This is a genomic window from Neisseria sp. HMSC068C12 (genome assembly GCF_001814095.1).
GTDB classification, from domain to species: domain Bacteria; phylum Pseudomonadota; class Gammaproteobacteria; order Burkholderiales; family Neisseriaceae; genus Neisseria; species Neisseria perflava.
Genome location: NZ_KV814825.1, coordinates 207,040 through 228,323 on the forward strand (window position 1 = coordinate 207,040; position 21,284 = coordinate 228,323).

Sequence of the window (21,284 nt, forward strand, 5' to 3'; positions counted from 1 at the left end):
ACGAATCAAAGAAACAGTAAATATGAACGAACTGACCAGTCTTATGCAGACCGAAGCCCCAGGCATTGTTGGCGAAACATTAGACTTCTGCCTTTACGAATGCAGTATTGAAGATGCCCCGGATGCAGAAGAAGTGGCACAATGGCGTGATATTTTGAAGGCGCGGGGTGGGAAATTTGTCCGCTTGGCAGATATCTGCCAAACATGGTTGGATGAAGAGGCCGATAAATGAAAGCCTTGCCGTTAAACAAATTTACTGTCGCTGCCTTGATTTGGTTTGCCGCCGCCATTTATGCCTTACTTTTCAAAGAGGGCGGCAATAGCGCTCCACCATTCCCTCATTTTGATAAAGTCGGCCATTTCGGGCTGTTCTTCGGTCAGGCATGGTTGTGTGCAAAAATATTTATTCAAGACAATAGGACTATTCCCTATAAAGGCATTCTGTTTGCCGCTTTATTGTTTGCCATAGGAAGCGAGCTGGCTCAGGCATTTCTGACTGCTACGCGCCAAGGTTCGATCGCGGACGGCATTGCCGATATGGCAGGTACGGCTGCGGCACTGTGGTTTGCAGAAAAAATAAAAGCAGCAAAAAGTTAGACATATTTAAAAAACTTAAAGGCCGTCTGAAATCCTGAGAAATAGGTTTCAAACGGCCTTTTGTTACTTGATGTATGAAGCGATCGTTGCTTTATACCAAATATTTAAAAATTAGAATTTTACGCGTACACCGGCAGATACTTCGTGGGATTGAATTTTGGTCTCTTCAAAATTGCCCCAATAGTTGTAGCGATAGCCAGCATCTAAAGCAACATTAGGCGTTACTTCGTAGCTTACACCAGCCAATGCACCAATACCCATTTTGGTTTTTCGTGAATGTTCTGTATAGTGAAAACCAGGGTCGGCTTCATCAGAATTTAATGAAACGCGATTAATACCTAAACGAGCACCAACGTAGGGCTTAACAGGTGTATTAGTATTGAAGTCATAGATTGCTGAAACGCCAATACTTTGAAATTTCAGTTTGTAATATAAGTGACTGTCATCCTCGTATTCACCTCTTTCAATAGATTTATGATGTGTATAGTCTGCTGCAACACGGAAGTCACCAAAATCATAACCAGCAGATAGACGAGGGCTAAAGCCTTTTGCTTTATCAGAGAATTCCTCTTCACCAGAGTTGTCTTTAATCTTAACAGTAGAATAACCAGCATCAGCTTGAACATAAAAACCTTTGGTTGCATCAGCCAATGCAAATGTAGGCAGGGAAAGAGCAATCAGTGTTACCAGAACTTTTTTCATTGTTTTGTCCTTAATGTAGGATTAGGAGTAGTGGATAATCGCCGGGGTTGGTCGTTCCCAACAATTATTCAGATTGTATTTTCTTGTCGTAAATTAAGCAAATCTAAAAATGTTTTAACTGTTGTAAAAAAGCACTTATAAAAAACACTGTAACAAGTCGTTTAAGAACAAACGGCCTTGCTCGGTCGGGCGGAACACGGTCGGATCTGATTCAAGCAGGCCTTTTTGTCTGGCGGTTTCGATTTGAGCCATGATTTTTGCAGTGGGGACGCCGGTACGTTCCTGCAACATTGCAGCAGGTACGCCATCGGTCAGGCGCAGGGCGTTCATCATGAACTCGAATGGAAGGTCTTCGGAAGCAACGGTTTTGTGCTCAACTGCTTCATGCGGATTGCCCTGCATAGCGGCAAGATAGTCGTTGGGATGGCGACGGCGGACAGTTCGCTCGATACGGTCGGGATAGGAAATTTTGCCGTGTGCGCCTGCACCTATGCCTAAGTAATCGCCAAACTGCCAGTAGTTCAAATTATGGCGGCACTGCATACCAGGTTTTGCAAAAGCCGATGTTTCGTAGTGGATAAAGCCTGCGCTTTCTAATGCACCGTGTACAGCATCTTCAATATCCAACGCCGCTTCATCTTGCGGTAATCCTTTTGGCGGCGTATGACCGAAAGGCGTGTTCGGTTCCATTGTCAGATGATATGCGCTGATATGCGATACGCCTGTTGCAATAGCGGTTTGCACATCGTTTAGGGCCGTCTGAACCGTTTGGTTTGGCAGGGCATACATCAAATCAATATTGACTTTATCAAATAATTTCAATGCAGTATCAATGGCTGTCAGTGCTTCTTTGCCGTTGTGAACGCGTCCCAATCGAGCAAGCATATCGTCGTTAAAACTTTGTACGCCGATAGACAGGCGCGTAATACCTGCGTCTTTAAATCCTTGAAACTTCTCAATTTCAAATGTGCCGGGGTTCGCTTCTAAAGTAATTTCCGCTTCGGGTTGCAAGCGCAACAGCGAACGCACGCCACTTAACAAACGGTCAATTGATTCCGCTTGAAACAGGCTGGGTGTGCCGCCGCCGAAGAATATCGTTTCTATCGGTCTGCCCCAAATATTGGGTAACTCAAGCTGCAAGTCGGTTAATAGGGCATCGATATAGGCTTCTTCCGGCAGGCCGTTTTTCAGGCTGTGGGAATTGAAGTCGCAATATGGACATTTTTTGATGCACCAAGGAATATGGATATAGAGTGATAAAGGAGGCAGGGCGGTTAGCTGGCCGGGGCGTTGGAAAGTGATTTGGGTCATGGTATGTGTTGAGGCTCAAGGCCGTCTGAAATTTTTAGGCCGTTATTTTAACTGAAATGTCGGCCGGGAAAGTAATCAGTAGGAAATTTGCGCAGTCTAAGCGCTCAAAAAAGCTTCAATTTCTTCTTCTGATAATTTGGAATTGCAGACAAATTTTATTTTGCCTTGTGAGATGTTGAGTAATGCGGGAACAGTTTTGATGCCGTGTTGTTCACGAAAAGTCTTTAAAGCTGCTTTGTTGCTGCTGTCTGTAAAGCGGATAGTAAGCTGCTTGTTTAAGGAAACGGTAAATAGTTTTGCAACAAAACGGCGACAGTATGAACAGCTTGGTTTGCCTAAAAAGACGATAGCAGTTTCTTGACTATCAATGAGTTGCAGAAGTTCGTCAGGTGTGGTTGGGATGAAGGCAGCGACGTGTTTTGCAAAGGCTGCCAATTCTTCAGGCGAGGGTTTGGGCATGGGAATGAATGTGAGGTAGGCCGTCTGAAGGTTTCAGACGGCCTGTTATTGATTTATAAGGATTCGATTTTTCTTAACAATTCACGCAAAGCTTGGGCGCGGTGGCTTTCGGCATTTTTGATTTCAGGATCAAGCTCGGCAGCGGTGCAACCGTGTTCGGCCAGATAGAAATGCGGGTCGTAGCCGAAGCCGTTTGTGCCGGCTGCTTCTGCCTGCCATTGTCCGCGCCAGATGCCTTCGGCGATAATGGGTTGCGGGTCGTTTTCGTGGCGGACGAGGACGAGTACGCAGACGTAGTAGCAGCTTTTATCGTCTTTATCGGCAAGATCGGCAGAGAGTTTGGCGTTGTTTGCGGCATCGGATTTAGGGTTTTCGCCTGCATAACGTGCGGAGAAAATGCCGGGTGCGCCGTTTAAGGCGTTGGTGCAGATGCCGGAGTCGTCGGCAAGTGCCGGTAAGCCGCTGTATTTGGCGGCATGACGTGCTTTAGCCAGGGCATTTTCAACAAAGGTATGGTACGGTTCGGGACATTCGGGCGTATTGAACTGCGATTGCGGCAGGACTTCGATGTTTAAGTCGGCAAAGAGGCGGGAAAATTCTTTGAGTTTGCCTGCGTTGCCACTGGCAAGGACGATTTTTTCAAACATGGTTTTTCCTTAATGGTTTTCGGTTTGCTGCATACGAGCAATTTGTGCGCGTGCTTTGTGGCGGATGTAAAGGGCAAGGCTGCCGATTTGGGCAAAAACGGCGGCAAAGGCAAACAGAAAGGTGGCAACGGCAAATTGTTTGCTGTGAATGCTTAGAAGATAAGCGCCCAACAGAATCAGTACGATAAACATCAGGGTAAACAGGGCGGTCAGGAGCAGATAGGCTTTTTGTCGGGTCATGGCAGCTTGGGTAAGGGGGAAAAATGTTCTGATTATAACGTCAGATTGGGAATTTGAAACCATGCCGGATTCGTTAAAAAGGCCGTCTGAATATTTCAGACGGCCTTAATTTGAATAACTGATTAACGCAATTCTGTGTGCAGGCGGCTCAACAATGTGGAGGCATCGCTGCCTTTGTATGGGCTGCCGTCTTTGTTCAACAGATGGAGGCGTGCGCCATTGTTGATAGGCTCAACATACACGATGATTTCAGGGTACGTTTTTGGCGCTTCTGCTTTGCCTTTGCCAAATACGCGTTTGAACAGGCCCGGTTTTTTATTGGCAACTGCTTCGCCTTCGGTTGGCGCTTGTTGAACCAAGAAGGCGCGGCGTTCGGCATTTTGACCGATAACAGTCAGGCCGATGCGGTCAAGCGCAAGGGCGGTACGGCGCCAGTTGCGGCCGTAATCGCCTGCCAGCAACAGAGTGCCATTGTCCACACGCGCCAATTCAGAAGCATTGCTGCGGGCGGCAACGCTTTGGGTCAGAGCTTGTTCGGCTTGCTGACCGTCAACGCCCAAATATTGCATAAAGCGGGCGAGGAATGCGGCTTCGAGGTTAGGGTCGCTCTCGCTTGGCTGCCACATCGTAGTGTCTTTTTTACGGTCGGCATAAACTTCTTTCATGCCTTTGTGGGCGAAGAAGATGTCGGTCGAACCGTTTTTACCTTGTTCGATGCGGATGATGAACTTGTCGCGTTCGCTGGTAGAGTAGATGCCGCCCAAGCCGACTTTATCCAGCAGACGGCGCAGGCTGTCTTGAGGGATTTTGGCTCGGTTTTCAGCCCACTCGGTTTCCATTTGGCCGATGGCCGGTTCTTCAGATTTGATGTCGAAACCGTTTTCTTGCCAGAACACTTTCAGCAAAGGCCAAATTTCGCGAGGCGATTTGCCTTCGACAACCAACCAGCGTTGGTTGCCGTCACGCTCAAGGCGTACGCCTTTAACGGATTTCAAGACTTCTGCATTTGCAGGCTGCTGTACGGCTTGGGTGCGGCGTTTGTTGAAATCGCTGGCGCGGACGGCGCCGCTGCCTGCCGGTAATTGATAGAGGTTGCCTTGGTCTGGGTTGTTCAAATCAGGTGGTACTTCCAGTTTGACTAGGCGGTGAGATTGACTTTGATAGTCGAGTTTGGGTTGTTCTTTTTTGCTGCCGGAACAGGCAGTCATGCTAATCAGGGCGAGGGCTACTACGATGGGTTTAATATAGGTCATCTTGTTTTCCTGTGGATGGAGTTCTTAACAGGGAGGCCGTCTGAAAAAGGGTGTTTGGGATTCAGACGGCCTTATTTCCGGATCAGATTTGTCCTGATTTTTCCAGAGCGGCTCGGACTTTGGCTTGACCGGCTTCGGTCAGTGCTACCAAAGGCAGGCGAACATGGGGTTCGCATTTGCCCAATAAGCTCAGGCCCCATTTGGGCGCGGCCGGGCTGGGCTCGCAGAACATGGTGTTATAAATTGGGATAAGTTGCTCGTTTAGACGACGGGCGGTCGCAATATCGCCCTCAAGGGCGGCTCGGCACATATCGGCAAAGAGTTTCGGTGCAACGTTGGCTGCAACGGTTACCACGCCATGACCGCCACACAGCATGAAAGGCAGGCCGGTAGGGTCATCGCCGGAGAATACTGCAAAACCTTCAGGAACGCTGTTGATCAATTCGATGTTGTTACCGATATTGCCGCTGGCTTCTTTCACGCCGACGATATTCGGAATCTCGGCCAAACGCAAAATAGTGTCGTTGCTCATGCTGACGACGGTACGGCCGGGAACATTATAGATAACCATCGGAATCGAAGTGGCTTCGGCGATGGCTTTGAAATGTTGGTAAATGCCTTCTTGCGAAGGTTTGTTGTAGTAGGGAACAACAGATAAGGTGTAGTCCGCACCGGCTTGCTCGGCGGCTTTGGAAAGGGCGATGGCTTCGACAGTATTGTTGGCGCCTGTACCGGCGATAACGGGAACGCGCTTGTTGACGTGTTTGACAGTGGCTTCAATAACGGCCAAATGTTCTTCGACAGGCAGGGTGGCTGACTCGCCGGTGGTGCCGACTGCGACGATACCGTCGGTGCCGTTTTCAATGTGCCAGTCGATTAAGTCGTGAAGTTGTTCGTAGTTGATGCTGCCGTCTTGATTCATCGGAGTAATCAGGGCAACCAGACTGCCTTTTAACATACGGAAACCTTTAATTTTATGGTGTGGGTGAATTATGCAGTGGATTGTAGCTTACTTTGTTGTTTGTGTGAAACATATCCGCTATGAGGCTTTGCTGTTTAATGGTGACTTGTCATTATCTTAATGAATAATACATTTTTAAATCATTGGTTTGTTTGTTTTTAGGTAGAAAAATGATGTCAAGAATTAAAATGTGTTAAGGCGGTTTGAGGCCGTCTGAAAACGGCTGGGCGGAACTTTCAGACGGCCTGATGGTTTTGAATTTGCTGATACATTTCAAATTGGTTAAAATACGCATCTTAATATTTTTTAACGATTCTTGAGAGAAGGTTCAACATGGCCGGAATGACTGAAAAACAGGCGGAATCGCTTGATTTGGTTTATGGTTTGGAAGACAAGCCGCCGTTTGGGAATGCGTTGTTGAGTGCGGTTACGCACCTTCTGGCGATTTTTGTCCCGATGATTACTCCGGCATTGATTGTCGGCGGGGCGTTGGAGCTGCCGGTTGAAATGACGGCTTATTTGGTGTCGATGGCGATGGTGGCTTCAGGTGTCGGCACTTATTTGCAGGTTAACCGTTTCGGGCCGGTCGGTTCGGGTATGTTGTCGATTCAGTCGGTCAACTTCTCTTTTGTTACCGTGATGATTGCGCTCGGTACCGGTATGAAAGAGGGCGGCTTGACTAAAGATGTGATGATTTCAACGCTCTTGGGCGTGTCCTTTGTTGGCGCGTTTTTGGTGTGCTTCTCCGCTTGGCTTTTGCCTTATCTGAAAAAAGTGATTACGCCGACTGTAAGCGGCGTGGTCGTCATGTTGATCGGCTTGAGCTTGGTGCATGTCGGCATTACTGACTTTGGCGGCGGCTTCGGTGCGAAAGCAGACGGTACGTTCGGTTCGATGGAAAACTTAGGTCTGGCATCGCTGGTGTTGCTGATTGTATTGGTTTTCAACTGCTTGAAAAACCCATTGCTGCGTATGAGCGGCATCGCGGTGGGTTTGATTGTCGGTTATATTGTTGCGCTGTTTTTGGGCAAAGTAGATTTTTCCGCCCTGCAAAACCTGCCGCTGATTACCCTGCCTGTTCCGTTTAAATATGGTTTCGCATTTGATTGGCACGCGTTTATCGTTGCCGGTGCGATTTTCCTGTTGAGCGTATTTGAAGCAGTGGGCGATTTGACGGCGACTGCGATGGTCTCCGAGCAGCCGATTGAGGGTGAGGAATACACCAAACGTCTGCGCGGTGGCGTATTGGCAGATGGTTTGGTTTCTGTAATTGCGACTGCGTTGGGCTCTTTGCCTTTAACCACGTTTGCGCAAAATAACGGCGTGATTCAAATGACCGGCGTGGCTTCGCGTCATGTGGGCAAATATATTGCGGCGATTTTGGTATTGTTGGGTTTGTTCCCCGTCATCGGCCGCGCGTTTACTACGATTCCGAGTCCTGTTTTGGGTGGCGCGATGGTGTTGATGTTTGGCCTGATTGCGATTGCCGGCGTGCGGATTTTGGTCAGCCACGGTATTCGCCGTCGTGAAGCAGTTATCGCGGCGACTTCTGTCGGTTTGGGTTTGGGCGTGGCATTTGAGCCGGAAGTGTTCAAAAACCTGCCGGTATTGTTCCAAAACTCAATTTCCGCAGGCGGTATTATGGCAGTATTGTTGAACTTGGTTTTGCCGGAGGATAAAACCGATAAAGCGGTTAAGGTGGAAACCGATAGTTTGGAGCACTAAGCAAGCTTTATTCAAAGGCCGTCTGAAGTTTCAGACGGCCTTTTGGTTTTCGGCTATAATATTGTTTTTATTTGTTATCCGAGTGGTTCGGATAGCCCTACCCGGAAAGGTTTTATATGACGGTTTATTCACTTTTTATCACTTGTCCTCGCGGTTTGGAAGCGCCTTTGACGCAAGAACTCGAAAGCATGGCATGTCAGGATATACGTGCTGTTGACGGCGGTGTGGCATGTAAAGGCACGATGGAGCAGGTGTATTGCATCAACCTGCATTCGCGCGTTGCCAGCCGTGTTTTACTGCGTTTGACTAAAGGCGGTTATCGCAACGAACACGATATCTACAAACTCGCACGAAATCTGCATTGGACGGGTTGGTTTAAGCTGGAGCAGACCTTTAAAGTCAAAGTCGAAGGCAAGCGCGCCAATGTGAAAAGCTTGGATTTTGTCGGTTTGAAAATCAAAGATGCCGTCTGCGATGCATTCCGCGATATTTATGATGCGCGTCCGAGCGTGGGTAAAATCAACCCCGATATCCGCATTCATGCCTTTATCGATGAGCGCAACGTGGAAATCTTTATCGATACTTCCGGCGAAGCACTCTTCAAACGCGGCTATCGTCAGGATACCGGCGAAGCGCCATTGAGAGAGAACTTGGCGGCAGGTTTGCTGCTTTTGGCAGGCTATGACGGTACGCAGCCTTTCCAAGACCCGTTTTGCGGCAGTGGCACGATTGCCATTGAGGCAGCATGGATTGCGACACACCGTGCGCCGGGCTTGATGCGTCGTTTCGGTTTTGAAAAACTGCAAAACTTCGACAAAGAAAAATGGCAAGCCCTGCGCCGTGAGGCTGAAAAACAAATCAAACCGGCCGCCGCGCCAATTTCCGGCAGCGACAACGACCGTTATATGATTCGTGCCGCATTGGCCAATGCCCAAGCCGCCGAAGTGGATAATTTCATCCGCTTTGACGTGCAAGATGCGCAGGCTGCGCGACCGAACGGCGAACACGGCATTATGATTTCCAATCCGCCTTATGGCGTGCGCCTTGCGGAGGTTCAGGCTTTGCAGGCGCTTTATCCGCAACTGGGCACATGGTTGAAACAACACTACGCAGGCTGGCTGGTTGGAATGTTTACCGGCGATCGCGATATGCCGAAATTTATGCGCCTTTCTCCGAAGCGTAAAATTCCGCTGTTTAATGGTAACTTGGATTGCCGATTGTTTTTGATGGATATGGTTAAAGGCTCGAATCGGGGGTAAAACCTGAAATTAAGGCCGTCTGAAAGATGATTTCAGACGGCCTTTTTTTGATTTGTTAAAACCGTCTTTGTTATAACGGAGTTTGCTTTTCTTTTTTTATATTAATGCACTGAAATTGTTTTCAGACGGCCTTTATCAAGGGAGCCGTGTAGATGTAATTATTGAAATTTACAATCTATCAAATTATAAAAACCTATTACAAAATAAAGATGGATTGTTAAATAAAATACCATATCTAGTAGTATTGTGTTTTAATTCACACCATATCTTGTGTTTTATGGCATTGCAATGAGCGGTTTGAAATTCACAATCGAGCAAATTGTATGGCAGGAAGTGCCGGGCGAAGTGTCGCTGGCGTTTCTGTTTTCCGGTTGTCCGCTGCGTTGCAAAGGTTGCCATAGTGCCGATACATGGAAAGAGGGCATTGGCACGGAATTGACCGAGGATTATTTAAAAGGCCGTCTGAAACGCTATCGCGGGCTGATTAGTTGCGTGTTGTTTATGGGCGGGGAATGGCAGCCGGAAGCCTTGCAGAAAATGCTGGCTATTGTTGCCCAGGAAGGTTTGAAAGCCTGCTTGTACACAGGTCTGGAGCGTGAGGAGCTGGAAGCGGTTTCAGACGGCATCCTGCCTTATCTGACGTATCTGAAAACCGGCCGCTGGCAGATGGAGCTGGGCGGCTTGGACAGCCCGACCACCAATCAGAAGTTTGTCGATTTGCGCACGGGCGAGGTGTTGAACCGATTGTTTATCAAAGACAAACCCGCGCCTAAAGTGTTTCCAGTGGCTTCAATTTAGCTCAATGCTGTATTGCACTGATTTAAATTGAATTTATTGTATTCGCTGACAGCGATGTTTCAGACGGCCTGACCGTCATTACTTGATAAATCATCCAAACCATACAGGAGAATTAACATGATTCGGCTGCATCCCGAACAGTTAAACGGAAAACTACAATTCATGCGCGACTACATCAGCGCGCAAAACGCGGCGGACGGTTCGAAAATGGACGCCAACGCCAACGTAACGCAAAAAAACATCGCCACGATGGAAGCGGAAATCATGAAAGACTTTTTCGTGCAGATTAACCGCGCCCAAGTGTCGCGCAAAATCGCTGAAATTTTCGACCAATCCGTCGCCGACGAATACATCCGCCAGATTGAGGCGCACGAGATTTATGTCCACGACGAAACCAGCCTCAAACCTTATTGTGTGTCGGTTACGCTCTATCCCTTCCTACTCGACGGCTTAAGCAAACTCGGCGGCGAATCCAAAGCACCGCAACATTTGGCTTCGTTTTGCGGCTCGTTTATCAACCTAGTGTTTGCCATCAGCGCGCAGTTTGCCGGCGCGGTGGCGACAGTGGAATTTCTGACTTATTTCGACTACTTCGCCCGCAAAGACTACGGCGATGATTATTTGGAAACCCATGCCAAAGAAATCGCCAACCATATGCAGCAGGTAGTGTACAGCATCAACCAGCCTGCCGCCGCACGCGGCTATCAAAGCGTATTCTGGAATATTTCTGTTTACGATCAATACTATTTCGATGCGATGTTCGGCGATTTCGTCTTCCCCGATTTCAGCAAACCAGTGTGGGCGAGCGTGGCGAAGCTGCAAAACTTCTTCCTCAAATGGTTCAATCAGGAACGCACCAAAGCCGTTTTGACCTTCCCCGTCGTTACCGCTGCGATGCTGACCGATGGCGGCAAATGCAAAGACACCGTGTTCGCCGACGAAATGGCGAAAGAGTTGGCGGAAGGCAATTCCTTCTTCGTCTATCTTTCTGACAACCCCGACTCCTTGGCTTCCTGCTGCCGTCTGCGCAACGCCATTGAAGACCGCACCTTCAGCTACACCCTCGGCGCGGGCGGCGTAGCGACCGGTTCCATCAACGTCATCACCATCAACATGAACCGGCTGGAACAAGACGGGCGTGACCTTGCCGCCGAAGTCGCCAAAATCCACAAATACCAATACGCCTACCGCAAACTGATGGAAGAATACCAAGCCGCCGGAATGCTGCCCGTTTACGATGCAGGCTTCATCACGCTGGACAAACAGTTCCTCACCATCGGCATCAACGGCATGGCAGAAGCCGCCGAATCGCAAGGCATCAAAGTCGGCTACAACGACGACTACATCAACTTCGTCCAAGGTCGTCTGAAAACCATATTCGAAGCCAATCAAGCCGCCAGCAAGCACTACGGCGTGAAGTTCAACACCGAGTTCGTCCCCGCCGAAAACCTCGGCGTGAAAAACGCCAAATGGGACAAAGCCGACGGCTACAAAGTCAGCCGCGAATGCTACAACTCCTATTTCTACGTTGTCGAAGACGAAGAAATCAATGCGCTCGATAAATTCCTGCTGCACGGCAAAGAACTGGTGGACTGGCTCGACGGTGGCTCCGCGCTGCACCTGAATCTCGACGAAGCCCTGCCCGAATCCGGCTACCGCTCGCTCTTGGACATCGCCGCGCAAACCGGCTGCAACTACTTCTGCGTGAACGTGCGCATCACCATCTGCAACGAATGCGGTCATATCGACAAACGCACCCTGCACGCCTGCTCCGCCTGCGGCAGCCACGACATTGACTACGGCACCCGCGTCATCGGCTACCTGAAACGCGTATCCGCATTCAGTAGCGGTCGTCGCAAAGAACATGCGCTCAGACATTATCACCGTAAAGCGGCGTAATCGTTGAAAAAGATTGCTTCAAACCTAAGGCCGTCTGAAACTTCAGACGGCCTTGATCATGTTGAGATAGGCAGGCTCTTTTAATGATATAGTTTTGATTAAATTAAACAAAAACTCTTGACACCTTCATATAATGAATTAACATATAACATCCTTTAACCTAAATTTAAAAAAGTGAGAGACACATGAAAACATCAGCTTTATTGGCGGCTTTGTTGGCAGCCCTGTCCCTGTCAGCATGTGGCGGCGGCTCAGGCTCATCTTCTTCTGCCGTTTGTGACGAGTACGAAAAAGCATTTGCCGAAGCAACTAAAGACGTAGATGCAGCAACCAAAGACATGATGCAAAAATCTTTCGAACAAACCAAAGAAGCCCTGAAAAACCTGCCTGCAGACCAACGCGATGCAACTTGTAAAACTTCTTTGGACGCTTTGAAAGGCGTTCCAGCTGCTGAAACTCCTGAAGAAAAAGCCGAAGAAGCCAAAGAAGCTGCTGAAGAGGCTAAAGAAGAAGCAAAAGACGCAGCAGAAGATGCTAAAGAAGCTGCTGAAGACGCTAAAGAAGAAGCTAAATAATACAGCTAAGCTTTACAGAAAAACGGATTCCAATAATTTGGAATCCGTTTTTTGTTTTGTGAATCAAGGTGGTTGTTTTAGATAAAACATTTTCAATTTTCAGACGGCCATTTTTCATGCTGTCTGAAAGCGTTAGTTTTAACTAAGTTTAATTTACAACAGAAAGCCATCAATCGAACAACCGCGTGCGTGGCGTAGCCACGCACGCGGTGGTGTGGGTTATGCAGGCTACGCTTGCTACATGGGGAGTTTAGGATTCGTGCAGACTACAGCTGGCTACTGCTTGCTCTTACGTTGGTAATTTTTAGAATTCCATTCTTCAATTTTCTTTTGGGTATAGTTCACTTTTCGATCAAATTGAGCATAAAAATTCCCAGGTGTATTATCTCTCATGAAAGTAGCAACAGTTTTTGCAAACTCCAATTTACTTAACCTAATTAATACATCAATATAGTTATATAAACCAGTGATAATATTTTGTTTTGCAGAGCTTTTGAAAGAATTAAAATCGATTTTTTGATTCTGAACATTCTGCCAGATAGGGAGAAATTGTTTTTCTAGTCTTTCGCATTCTTGCCGTAATTTCCTTCTTTCCAAGTTATATTCAGTTTCTGAGATTGTCTTTTCTTCTCTCCTATCTTTTAATTTGTCTAAAGCATCAATAACATTAATGCAGCTATATTGCATTAGCAGGCCATTAAGATCTAAAATTTCTTCATCTTTATGGAGTGATGTAATCAGATTAGATTTATTTGATAGTGTCATTAAAATAAAATCACTTAATATTTTTACTGCATTTTCCTTGTCCTCTGTCTTTCCATTAGCCCAGCTAAATTGAGCATATAACCGTGTAAAATTTAAATTAGTATGAAAATTACTGATATCGTTAAAAAAATGTTTGTAATTACTAATTTGCCTTAGTGCCTCATCTTTTTTCTTTATGCCAGCCAGATAGCTAGCGAGCATACTAATAGCTTGATATTTGATTTCAATGGAGCAATTTATTCTCTCTAGAACACGATGATATGCCTCAATAACTTCTAACTCAGGCTTGGACAATCTACAAGCATTAGCAGTCTCTAGTAAGGCTTGATCAATATTAGTTTCTGGATTATTGATCTGTTCATTTCTTTCTAACCATATCTTCCTAAATTTTTCATCAAATTGGGAAAAATAGTTGCTCATTTTTTGGTAAATTTCGGGAGAGTATACTTCAAATATTTTTTCTTCCTCATCTAGTTTTATAATTTTTAGTTTAATTAATTCATTAACAGCATTATAAAATCCAGTATTATCGAATTCCATATTCAAAATAAACTGCGCTTTATGGAGGATGTTTGATAGATTATTAGTGGTTACTAATAAACTAATAATAGCAAAAAGTTCTTTTGCCTGATTGGATAGATAATCAAAAATTCGGCCAAATAGAAAATCAACAGCTTTACTATCTGATTTAATATCAAATTTTAAGGCTACATCTATACCTCGTGCCGCAATTATATAAGCTAATTGCATTATAAAAATAGGACGACCACTAGTAATTGAATGAATAATCTCTGCTTTACTTTCTAATTCTTTAAGTATATTGATAGGTATCAAATTTTCATTTTTAATAATGTGTTTTAAAAATTCAATAGTGTCACTTTTATTTAATTCATTAGTTTGAAATTCCTCACCAATTTTGATATTTGCAGAGCGTGTTGTAATAACAACCTTGTGATGATTGATATTAAGCTTAGTAATTAAATCATTTATTTTTGACTTATCCTCTTTGGAAAAACTTTCATAATCATCAATAACTAATAAAATTTTTTGTTGGAAATTGATGAATTCTTTTTCAATTTCGGATGTATTCGATAATGAGGTATCAAATATCAAATTATTTATAGAAGCCAGCAAGTCATGATAATCAACGACCCTATCTGTAATGTCATTAACATCCCCAGTATGGATATTATAAATTCGATCTTTTGCTGATAAGAAAATTACATAGTCAAAAAACTTTCTTTCAGAATTTGAAAAATCATCGCAAACACTTTGGATTGTTGCGGTTTTTCCTACTCCTCCATGTCCCCATAAAATAGCAGCAACAGAGGACTTCCCATCTTTCAAAAAGGTTATTAATTTATTTTTTACCCCAATATCTATATATTTTTTATAGTTATTATTGTAAATATTTCTAACTGTCCCATTTTGTGTTTTGATTCTTCGACCATCATTTTGTATTTGTAAGGTTTCAAATTCGGGCCATTCTAAGCTAAGTCGATCAGTTTCAAATATTTTATTATAGGTAACTTTTCCAACTAGTTTTTCACTAATTTTTGAAAAGCAGAATACAGAAGATGAGTCGGGAAGTAGGTGAATAAAAGGTGATACACGGAAAAAACTATTAGCTGAAGATGCTTCTAAATCATTTGAAATGTAAACATTACCTACTTCCATTGATAAATTTCGGATACTTTTTTTAATTATTTTGAAAGGTTCTTCATCTCCATTAGGAGAGAATTTAATGCCATAATAATAATCATTGTCCAGTTTAATCACTGTATAGAATGACCATAAATTTTTCATGAAGAAACTTTGGGATTTTTCAATATTTTCATAAAGATAATTTAGTTTTTCATATATATTTCCGGATTTGTTGGAAAATGTATAGCCGTGTCCTATAAGTTGATTGCGATACTCGGGATAATCATTGAAACTTTTGGAAACTTCTTTTGAGAGAATTTCTTTTTCTGTGTCAAGAACCCTAATTATTTGGACGATAGAGCCAATAGTAGGATTCAAGATTTGATTGAAAACTTTCTCTTTCTTTTGTTCATCTAAATTAGATATATTTTTATTCCATAAGTAGCCTAGTGCTAAGAATAATAAATATTCCATTCTTACTTGAGAGTAGATGTTTAGCTCGGAAACCTGCTCTTGCATAGAAAAAATGTTTAGCTTCTGATTAATTTTTTTAAGGATAAAGTCCATGAAATTTCCTTTATATTAAATATTGATCGAATTTAATATATCCTTCAAATACTTCCCAGTATAACTCCCCTTAACCTTCGCCACTTCCTCGGGGCTACCTGAAGCAATAATCCTTCCCCCGCCATCTCCGCCTTCCGGCCCCAAATCCACAATATAATCAGCCGTTTTTATAACGTCAAGATTATGCTCGATAATCACAATCGAGTTGCCTTTGCCTTTCAGACGACCTATGACTTCCAGCAGCAGGGCGATGTCGGCGAAGTGCAGGCCGGTGGTGGGTTCGTCGAGGATATAGAGCGTTCTGCCGGTGTCGCGTTTGGATAGCTCCAAGGCGAGTTTGACGCGCTGAGCTTCGCCGCCGGAGAGGGTGGTGGCGGATTGGCCGAGGCGGATGTAACCGAGGCCGACATCCATGAGGGTTTGCAGTTTACGCGATACGGTGGGGACGGCGTCGAAAAATTCGCGGGCTTCTTCGACGGTCATGTCGAGGACTTGGCTGATGTTTTTGCCCTTGTATTGGATTTCGAGGGTTTCGCGGTTGTAGCGTTTGCCGTGGCAGACTTCGCAGGGGACGTACACGTCGGGCAGGAAGTGCATTTCGACTTTAATCACGCCGTCGCCTTGGCAAGCTTCGCAGCGGCCGCCTTTGACGTTGAAGGAGAATCGGCCGACGTTGTAGCCGCGTTCGCGCGAGAGGGGGACGCCGGCGAAGAGTTCGCGGATGGGGGTGAACAGGCCGGTGTAGGTGGCGGGGTTGGAGCGCGGGGTGCGGCCGATGGGGGATTGGTCGACGTTGATGACTTTGTCGAGGTGTTCGAGGCCGTGGATGTCGTCGTATGGGGCGGGTTCTTCTTGGGCGCGGTTGAGTTCGCGGGCGGTGATTTTGGCGAGAGTGTCGTTAATCAGGGTGGATTTGCCGCTGCCGGATACGCCGGTGATGCAGGTAATCAACCCGAGCGGCAGTTCGAGGGTAACGTTTTTAAGGTTGTTACCGTGCGCGCCTTTGAGGACGAGCATTCGGTCGGGATTGACGGGCGTGCGTTCAGACGGCACGGCAATGGATTTTTTACCGCTGAGGTATTGTCCGGTAATGGATTGCTCGCATTTGGCGACGTTTTCGGGCGTGTCGGCAATCAGTACGTTGCCGCCGTGTTCGCCCGCACCGGGACCCATATCGACGACGAAATCGGCTTCGCGGATGGCGTCTTCATCGTGTTCAACTACAATCACGCTGTTGCCCAAATCGCGCAGGCGTTTGAGGGTGGCGAGCAGGCGGTCGTTGTCGCGCTGGTGCAGGCCGATGGAGGGTTCGTCCAAAACGTACATCACGCCGGTCAGGCCGCTGCCGATTTGGCTGGCGAGGCGGATGCGCTGGGCTTCGCCGCCGGAGAGGGTTTCGGCGGAGCGGCTTAAATTCAGGTAATCCAGCCCGACGTTAATCAGGAAGCCGAGCCGCTCGGTGATTTCTTTGAGGATTTTTTCGGCGATTTGTTTTTTGTTGCCGTCCAAATCCAGCGTTTCGAAGAATTGGTGGGTTTTGGTCAGCGGCCAGGCGGAGACTTCGTGCAAGGGTTCGCCGCTGACGTAAACATAGCGGGCTTCTTTGCGCAAACGTGCGCCGCCGCAGCTCGGGCAGGCGCGGTGGTTTTGGTATTCGCGTAATTTTTCGCGCACGGTTTCGCTGTCGGTTTCGCGGTAGCGGCGTTCGAGATTGGGGATGATGCCTTCGAAGGCGTGGCTGCGGTTAAAGGTAGTGCCGCGTTCGGATAGGTAAGTAAAATCAATAACTTCCTTGCCCGAGCCGTGCAACACGACTTTTTTCACTTTTTCCGGTAGGCTTTCCCAAGCGGCGTTGACATCAAATTTATAATGATGCGCCAGCGATTGAATCATTTGGAAATAGAATTGGTTGCGTTTGTCCCAGCCGTCAATCGCGCCTGCTGCTAAGGATAATTCGGGATGGGCGACCACTTTTTCGGGGTCGAAAAAGTTGGTGTTGCCCAAGCCGTCGCAAGTCGGGCAGGAACCCATCGGGTTGTTGAAGGAAAAGAGGCGCGGCTCTAATTCAGGCAGGCTGTATGAACATACGGGGCAGGCAAAACGCGCAGAAAACCAATGCTCTTCGCCGCTGTCCATTTCCATTGCCAGCGCGCGCTCGTTGCCGTAGCGCAGCGCGGTTTCAAAACTTTCCGCCAGCCGCTGCTTGATGTCCGCCTTCACTTTTACACGGTCGATGACGACGTCGATATTGTGTTTGATGTTTTTTTCCAGCTTCGGCACTTCGTCGAGCTGATAGACCTCGCCGTCCACGCGCACCCGCGCAAAACCCTGCGCCTGCAAGTCGGCAAAGAAATCGACAAACTCGCCCTTACGCTCACGAACTGCCGGCGCCAAAATCATCACGCGCGTGTCTTCCGGCAGTTTTAAGACTGCATCAACCATCTGCGACACAGTTTGGCTGGACAACGGCAGATTGTGTTCGGGGCAATACGGGGTACCGACGCGTGCGTACAAAAGACGTAGGTAGTCGTGGATTTCCGTTACCGTACCGACGGTGGAACGCGGATTGTGGCTGGTGGATTTTTGCTCGATAGAAATTGCAGGCGACAGGCCTTCAATCAAATCAACATCGGGTTTGTCCATCATCTGCAAAAACTGACGGGCATAGGCGGAAAGGCTCTCAACATAACGCCGCTGCCCTTCAGCATACAGCGTGTCAAACGCCAGCGACGACTTGCCGCTGCCCGACAGCCCTGTGACCACCACCAACTTGTGGCGCGGAATGTCCAAATCGACGTTTTTCAAATTATGCGTGCGCGCGCCACGGATGCGGATGGTGTCATTATCGTGTGAATGTTTGGGATGATGGTTGCACATATTGTCAGGCCGTCTGAAAAATAAAATAAACGGCTATTGTAGCACTTTTCAAATGTCAGACTGGATAGATAAAGCTTTTGATATATATAAAAGAAACAAAAAGGCCGTCTGAAAATGTATTTTCAGCCGGCCTTGATATAGATGAATCAGCTTATCAGTCGATTTTGCGGAGAATTTCGCGCAGGGCTTTTTGCCAGTCGGACGGTTTGACACCAAACTCAGTTTCGAGGCGTGAGCAATCCATGATGCTGTATGCCGGACGCGGAGCAGGCAGGGGATATTGATCGGTGGTAATTGCGTTCAGTTCCGGAATGCGGAAGTTGTCGTCTAATTGGTGGGCCGTCTGAAAGATGGCTTTGGTAAATTCGTACCATGTTGCCGATTTATTGCCACAGTAATGGAAGATGCCGCGTGGAGAGGTGGGTTGTTGTAATAATTCGATAATGGCGCGTGCCAAGTCGCCTGCATAAGTCGGACAGCCGGTTTGGTCGTGAACGACAGAGAGGGAATCGCGTTCTTTGGCAAGGCGCAGCATGGTTTTGACGAAATTGCTGCCGTATTCGCTAAACAGCCATGAAGTACGGACAATAGTGCTTTCAGGATGCGCGGCTAAAGCCAAAAGCTCGCCTGCTACTTTGGATTGACCGTAAGTGCTGCGTGGATTGGTGTAGTCGGTTTCGCGGTAAGGGCGTTTGCCTTCGCCGTCGAATACATAATCAGTGGAAATATGGATAAAGCGGGCGTGTGCGGCGCGGGCGGCTGCGGCCAGGTTGTGAACAGCGGTTGCGTTGACGGCAAAAGCAGCTTCAGCGTTTTCTTCTGCTTTATCGACGGCAGTGTAAGCTGCGGCATTAACGATGGCATCTGGTTGGAAGTTTTTGATCATGTGATGCACGGCTTCGGTATCGGTAATGTCCAGCGAAGTCGAATCGGTAGCAATCAGTTCCCAATCTTCGGGCAGGCGGTCGCGCAGACAACGGGCAAGCTGGCCTTTGGCTCCGGTCAATAAAGTACGCATGGTTGAGTATCTCCTCTGATAGCTGTTAAATAGGTGTTCGTGTCATTATAGTGTAAATACGACAAATTCACATTATTGGCGTAGAACAAAATGCGGATGTAGCTGTATTTGGGTAAATTGTCGATATTATCTATCCATAATAATAACTACTTATCGGTATTATGTTTGTTTACTATAACTATAGTTAAAATTCAGCTTTTAACAAGATAGATAAAGGATCTATGCTGTTTGAGAGAGTGTGAATCAATGTTAATGTTTTTATTGTTGCTAGGAGAATGGAATTTAAAAATAGGCCAAACTCCGTCCTTTTATCGGCAAATTCTACCGTTTGATATTTTTGAGTAAATATTTTGCAAAATATTACTAAAATAATAATTGGGCAAGGGCGGATTTGCTCGTTCCGTCAACCCAATATTTTATTAACTTTTGGGAGTAATTATTATGGCATACTGTTACGGGGGGTATTATACTAGACCCCTGGTTAGTTCTTACTGCGCACCCGCGCCTAAGGCTTCCTACTCTTCTTACTACTGCGCTCCTGCAGCAAAATCTTCTGTTTCTATCGGCAGCATCGCTAGCATTGCCAGCGTCGGCGTGTCAGTAGTTAACGCGGTAACCGGTCTGGTTTCTGCTATTGCGGCTTTCTGCCCACCGGCAAAAACTCCTAACTACAAATGTGTTCCGGTTTGCCCACCTTACAACTGCGATCCAATCAAACCGATCCCATGTCCAAAACCACAACCTAAACCTCAGCCTAAGCCTCAACCAAAACCTGAGCCTAAGCCTGAGCCACAGCCAGAACCGCAACCAGAACCAAAACCACAACCAAAACCTGAGCCTAAGCCAGAACCAAAACCTGAGCCTAAACCAGAACCTAAGCCAGAGCCAAAACCTGAGCCTAAGCCAGAACCAAAACCTGAGCCTAAGCCAGAGCCAGACTGCAAAGACTGTGTTGACGACCATAACCAAAACAACTCATACGGTCACGAAGACAAAAACCCAGGTAATGTCATCCGAGCTGAAGACTGCAAAGACGGCAACGTTATCCGCGGTACTGATGCTAAAGATACCATTTACGGTACTGCTTGCGAAGACATCATCTACGGTGGCAACGGCACAGACGTAATCTACGCCGGTGCTGGTAACGACACCATTTACGGTGATGCCGACGGTGACTCTCTGTACGGTGAAGAAGGTAAAGACTACCTGCAAGGCGGTGCCGGTAACGACTACCTGAACGGTGGTTCCGGCGCGGACATCATGCGCGGTGGCGACGGTAACGACGTTTACTTCGTTGACAACGTTAACGACCAAGTTATCGAGTACGGCAATGCACACGCCGGTATCGATACTGTCCGTACCGTTATTGACTACACCTTGACCGATCACGTTGAAAACCTGATTTTGCAAGGTATGCAAAACCTGAACGGTACCGGTAACTCTTTGAACAACAACATCGAAGGCAACGGCGGCGACAACCATCTGTACGGTTTGGCTGGCGACGACTGCCTGGTGGGTAAAGACGGTAACGACTACCTCGACGGCGGCGTCGGCAACGACATCCTGATCGGCGGTACCGGTAACGATACTTACTTCTTCGACAAAGGTTACGGTCACGACACTATCCGTGAAGAAAGCGGTAATGACACCTTGTTGTTCGGTAAAGGCGTTGCAGCTTCTGACGTATTGCTGAGCAAATCAGGTGCTAACTTGACTGTTTCTGTTGGTACTAACGACAGCATCACCATCGATGACTGGTTTACCGGTAACGATCACAAAGTTGAAAACTTCAAGTTTGCTGACGGTAGCACTTACCAAGTAACCGGCCACGGCGACTACTACTCTCTGTCTGCTGTGAACCAAATCCAAGATCAGACTCAGGCTCCTGCCATCTGATAGGATGATGGTTTTTAGGGTTTGTCCCTAAAATCAAAGGCTAAGGCCGTCTGAAACCGAGCTATAAGGTTTCAGACGGCCTTTATTTTGT

The 21,284-nt window shown here is 46.8% G+C and carries 18 protein-coding genes; 8 read left to right on the forward strand and 10 right to left on the reverse strand.

Translation table 11 applies throughout. From position 1 onward, the window contains the following. The first annotated feature begins 22 nt into the window (after window positions 1-22). Both HMPREF2952_RS08900 and HMPREF2952_RS08905 read left to right on the forward strand, forming a co-directional pair. Window positions 23-232, forward strand: coding sequence for a hypothetical protein (locus tag HMPREF2952_RS08900; protein WP_039862142.1), 210 nt, complete (start codon window positions 23-25; stop codon window positions 230-232). Next, complete coding sequence (locus tag HMPREF2952_RS08905) at window positions 229-597, forward strand: VanZ family protein (RefSeq protein ID WP_004519776.1); 369 nt, start codon at window positions 229-231, stop codon at window positions 595-597. Before HMPREF2952_RS08900 ends, HMPREF2952_RS08905 begins: the two co-directional genes overlap by 4 nt. A gap of 111 nt (window positions 598-708) precedes the next feature. Here the strand turns inward: HMPREF2952_RS08905 and HMPREF2952_RS08910 are convergent, their stop codons facing one another. From HMPREF2952_RS08910 to dapA, 7 genes are all read right to left on the reverse strand, one after another. Further along, window positions 709-1,299, reverse strand: coding sequence for an opacity family porin (locus HMPREF2952_RS08910; protein ID WP_049336597.1), 591 nt, complete (start codon window positions 1,297-1,299; stop codon window positions 709-711). Between the two features lie 135 nt (window positions 1,300-1,434). Beyond that, window positions 1,435-2,610, reverse strand: a complete 1,176-nt coding sequence (gene hemW / locus HMPREF2952_RS08915; RefSeq protein ID WP_004519774.1) for a radical SAM family heme chaperone HemW — start codon at window positions 2,608-2,610, stop codon at window positions 1,435-1,437. A gap of 96 nt (window positions 2,611-2,706) precedes the next feature. Beyond that, window positions 2,707-3,069: a DUF6568 family protein gene (locus HMPREF2952_RS08920; protein WP_004519773.1), complete on the reverse strand. Its 363-nt coding sequence runs from the start codon at window positions 3,067-3,069 to the stop codon at window positions 2,707-2,709. 53 nt (window positions 3,070-3,122) lie between these two features. Then, the gene (gene rdgB, locus HMPREF2952_RS08925) at window positions 3,123-3,716 is read right to left on the reverse strand and encodes an RdgB/HAM1 family non-canonical purine NTP pyrophosphatase (protein WP_004519772.1); all 594 of its coding nucleotides are present in this window, start codon (window positions 3,714-3,716) and stop codon (window positions 3,123-3,125) included. A 9-nt stretch (window positions 3,717-3,725) separates the two neighbouring features. Then, window positions 3,726-3,956, reverse strand: coding sequence for an NGO_0222 family membrane protein (locus HMPREF2952_RS08930; RefSeq protein ID WP_039862168.1), 231 nt, complete (start codon window positions 3,954-3,956; stop codon window positions 3,726-3,728). Between the two features lie 122 nt (window positions 3,957-4,078). After that, window positions 4,079-5,209: an outer membrane protein assembly factor BamC gene (gene bamC / locus HMPREF2952_RS08935; RefSeq protein WP_004519770.1), complete on the reverse strand. Its 1,131-nt coding sequence runs from the start codon at window positions 5,207-5,209 to the stop codon at window positions 4,079-4,081. A gap of 82 nt (window positions 5,210-5,291) precedes the next feature. After that, entirely contained in the window at window positions 5,292-6,167 is an 876-nt protein-coding gene (gene dapA / locus HMPREF2952_RS08940; protein WP_004519769.1) for a 4-hydroxy-tetrahydrodipicolinate synthase, read from the reverse strand. A gap of 336 nt (window positions 6,168-6,503) precedes the next feature. Between dapA and HMPREF2952_RS08945 the strand changes: the two genes are divergently transcribed. From HMPREF2952_RS08945 to HMPREF2952_RS08965, 5 genes are all read left to right on the forward strand, one after another. Beyond that, entirely contained in the window at window positions 6,504-7,895 is a 1,392-nt protein-coding gene (locus HMPREF2952_RS08945) for a nucleobase:cation symporter-2 family protein (protein WP_004519768.1), read from the forward strand. Between the two features lie 116 nt (window positions 7,896-8,011). After that, window positions 8,012-9,154, forward strand: coding sequence for a THUMP domain-containing class I SAM-dependent RNA methyltransferase (locus tag HMPREF2952_RS08950; protein ID WP_004519767.1), 1,143 nt, complete (start codon window positions 8,012-8,014; stop codon window positions 9,152-9,154). Window positions 9,155-9,442: 288 nt separating this feature from the next. Further along, complete coding sequence (nrdG, locus tag HMPREF2952_RS08955; RefSeq protein WP_070695563.1) at window positions 9,443-9,952, forward strand: anaerobic ribonucleoside-triphosphate reductase activating protein; 510 nt, start codon at window positions 9,443-9,445, stop codon at window positions 9,950-9,952. Between the two features lie 117 nt (window positions 9,953-10,069). Next, the gene (nrdD, locus tag HMPREF2952_RS08960) at window positions 10,070-11,851 is read left to right on the forward strand and encodes an anaerobic ribonucleoside-triphosphate reductase (RefSeq protein ID WP_070695565.1); all 1,782 of its coding nucleotides are present in this window, start codon (window positions 10,070-10,072) and stop codon (window positions 11,849-11,851) included. 185 nt (window positions 11,852-12,036) lie between these two features. Further along, window positions 12,037-12,426, forward strand: a complete 390-nt coding sequence (locus tag HMPREF2952_RS08965) for a DUF5339 family protein (protein ID WP_070695568.1) — start codon at window positions 12,037-12,039, stop codon at window positions 12,424-12,426. Between the two features lie 276 nt (window positions 12,427-12,702). Here the strand turns inward: HMPREF2952_RS08965 and HMPREF2952_RS08970 are convergent, their stop codons facing one another. From HMPREF2952_RS08970 to rfbD, 3 genes are all read right to left on the reverse strand, one after another. Further along, on the reverse strand, window positions 12,703-15,402 hold the full coding sequence (locus HMPREF2952_RS08970; protein ID WP_070695570.1) for an NACHT domain-containing protein: 2,700 nt from the start codon (window positions 15,400-15,402) through the stop codon (window positions 12,703-12,705). A gap of 15 nt (window positions 15,403-15,417) precedes the next feature. Continuing rightward, a complete protein-coding gene (uvrA, locus tag HMPREF2952_RS08975; protein WP_070695572.1) occupies window positions 15,418-18,279 on the reverse strand; it encodes an excinuclease ABC subunit UvrA in 2,862 nt (953 codons plus the stop codon). A gap of 154 nt (window positions 18,280-18,433) precedes the next feature. After that, on the reverse strand, window positions 18,434-19,297 hold the full coding sequence (rfbD, locus tag HMPREF2952_RS08980) for a dTDP-4-dehydrorhamnose reductase (RefSeq protein ID WP_070625355.1): 864 nt from the start codon (window positions 19,295-19,297) through the stop codon (window positions 18,434-18,436). A gap of 594 nt (window positions 19,298-19,891) precedes the next feature. Here rfbD and HMPREF2952_RS08985 point away from each other — a divergent pair. After that, window positions 19,892-21,193: a calcium-binding protein gene (locus HMPREF2952_RS08985; protein ID WP_192830386.1), complete on the forward strand. Its 1,302-nt coding sequence runs from the start codon at window positions 19,892-19,894 to the stop codon at window positions 21,191-21,193. The last annotated feature ends 91 nt before the right edge of the window (window positions 21,194-21,284 follow it).

Coding starts and splice junctions, on each gene's coding strand:
- rdgB (WP_004519772.1), bottom strand. CDS start 3,716: ATGTTTGAAAAAATCGTCCTTGCCAGTGGCAACGCAGGCAAACTCAAA.
- HMPREF2952_RS08950 (WP_004519767.1), top strand. CDS start 8,012: ATGACGGTTTATTCACTTTTTATCACTTGTCCTCGCGGTTTGGAAGCG.
- HMPREF2952_RS08930 (WP_039862168.1), bottom strand. CDS start 3,956: ATGACCCGACAAAAAGCCTATCTGCTCCTGACCGCCCTGTTTACCCTG.
- HMPREF2952_RS08900 (WP_039862142.1), top strand. CDS start 23: ATGAACGAACTGACCAGTCTTATGCAGACCGAAGCCCCAGGCATTGTT.
- HMPREF2952_RS08945 (WP_004519768.1), top strand. CDS start 6,504: ATGGCCGGAATGACTGAAAAACAGGCGGAATCGCTTGATTTGGTTTAT.
- nrdG (WP_070695563.1), top strand. CDS start 9,443: ATGAGCGGTTTGAAATTCACAATCGAGCAAATTGTATGGCAGGAAGTG.
- HMPREF2952_RS08970 (WP_070695570.1), bottom strand. CDS start 15,402: ATGGACTTTATCCTTAAAAAAATTAATCAGAAGCTAAACATTTTTTCT.
- HMPREF2952_RS08905 (WP_004519776.1), top strand. CDS start 229: ATGAAAGCCTTGCCGTTAAACAAATTTACTGTCGCTGCCTTGATTTGG.
- HMPREF2952_RS08920 (WP_004519773.1), bottom strand. CDS start 3,069: ATGCCCAAACCCTCGCCTGAAGAATTGGCAGCCTTTGCAAAACACGTC.
- nrdD (WP_070695565.1), top strand. CDS start 10,070: ATGATTCGGCTGCATCCCGAACAGTTAAACGGAAAACTACAATTCATG.
- bamC (WP_004519770.1), bottom strand. CDS start 5,209: ATGACCTATATTAAACCCATCGTAGTAGCCCTCGCCCTGATTAGCATG.
- dapA (WP_004519769.1), bottom strand. CDS start 6,167: ATGTTAAAAGGCAGTCTGGTTGCCCTGATTACTCCGATGAATCAAGAC.
- uvrA (WP_070695572.1), bottom strand. CDS start 18,279: ATGTGCAACCATCATCCCAAACATTCACACGATAATGACACCATCCGC.
- hemW (WP_004519774.1), bottom strand. CDS start 2,610: ATGACCCAAATCACTTTCCAACGCCCCGGCCAGCTAACCGCCCTGCCT.
- HMPREF2952_RS08910 (WP_049336597.1), bottom strand. CDS start 1,299: ATGAAAAAAGTTCTGGTAACACTGATTGCTCTTTCCCTGCCTACATTT.
- rfbD (WP_070625355.1), bottom strand. CDS start 19,297: ATGCGTACTTTATTGACCGGAGCCAAAGGCCAGCTTGCCCGTTGTCTG.
- HMPREF2952_RS08965 (WP_070695568.1), top strand. CDS start 12,037: ATGAAAACATCAGCTTTATTGGCGGCTTTGTTGGCAGCCCTGTCCCTG.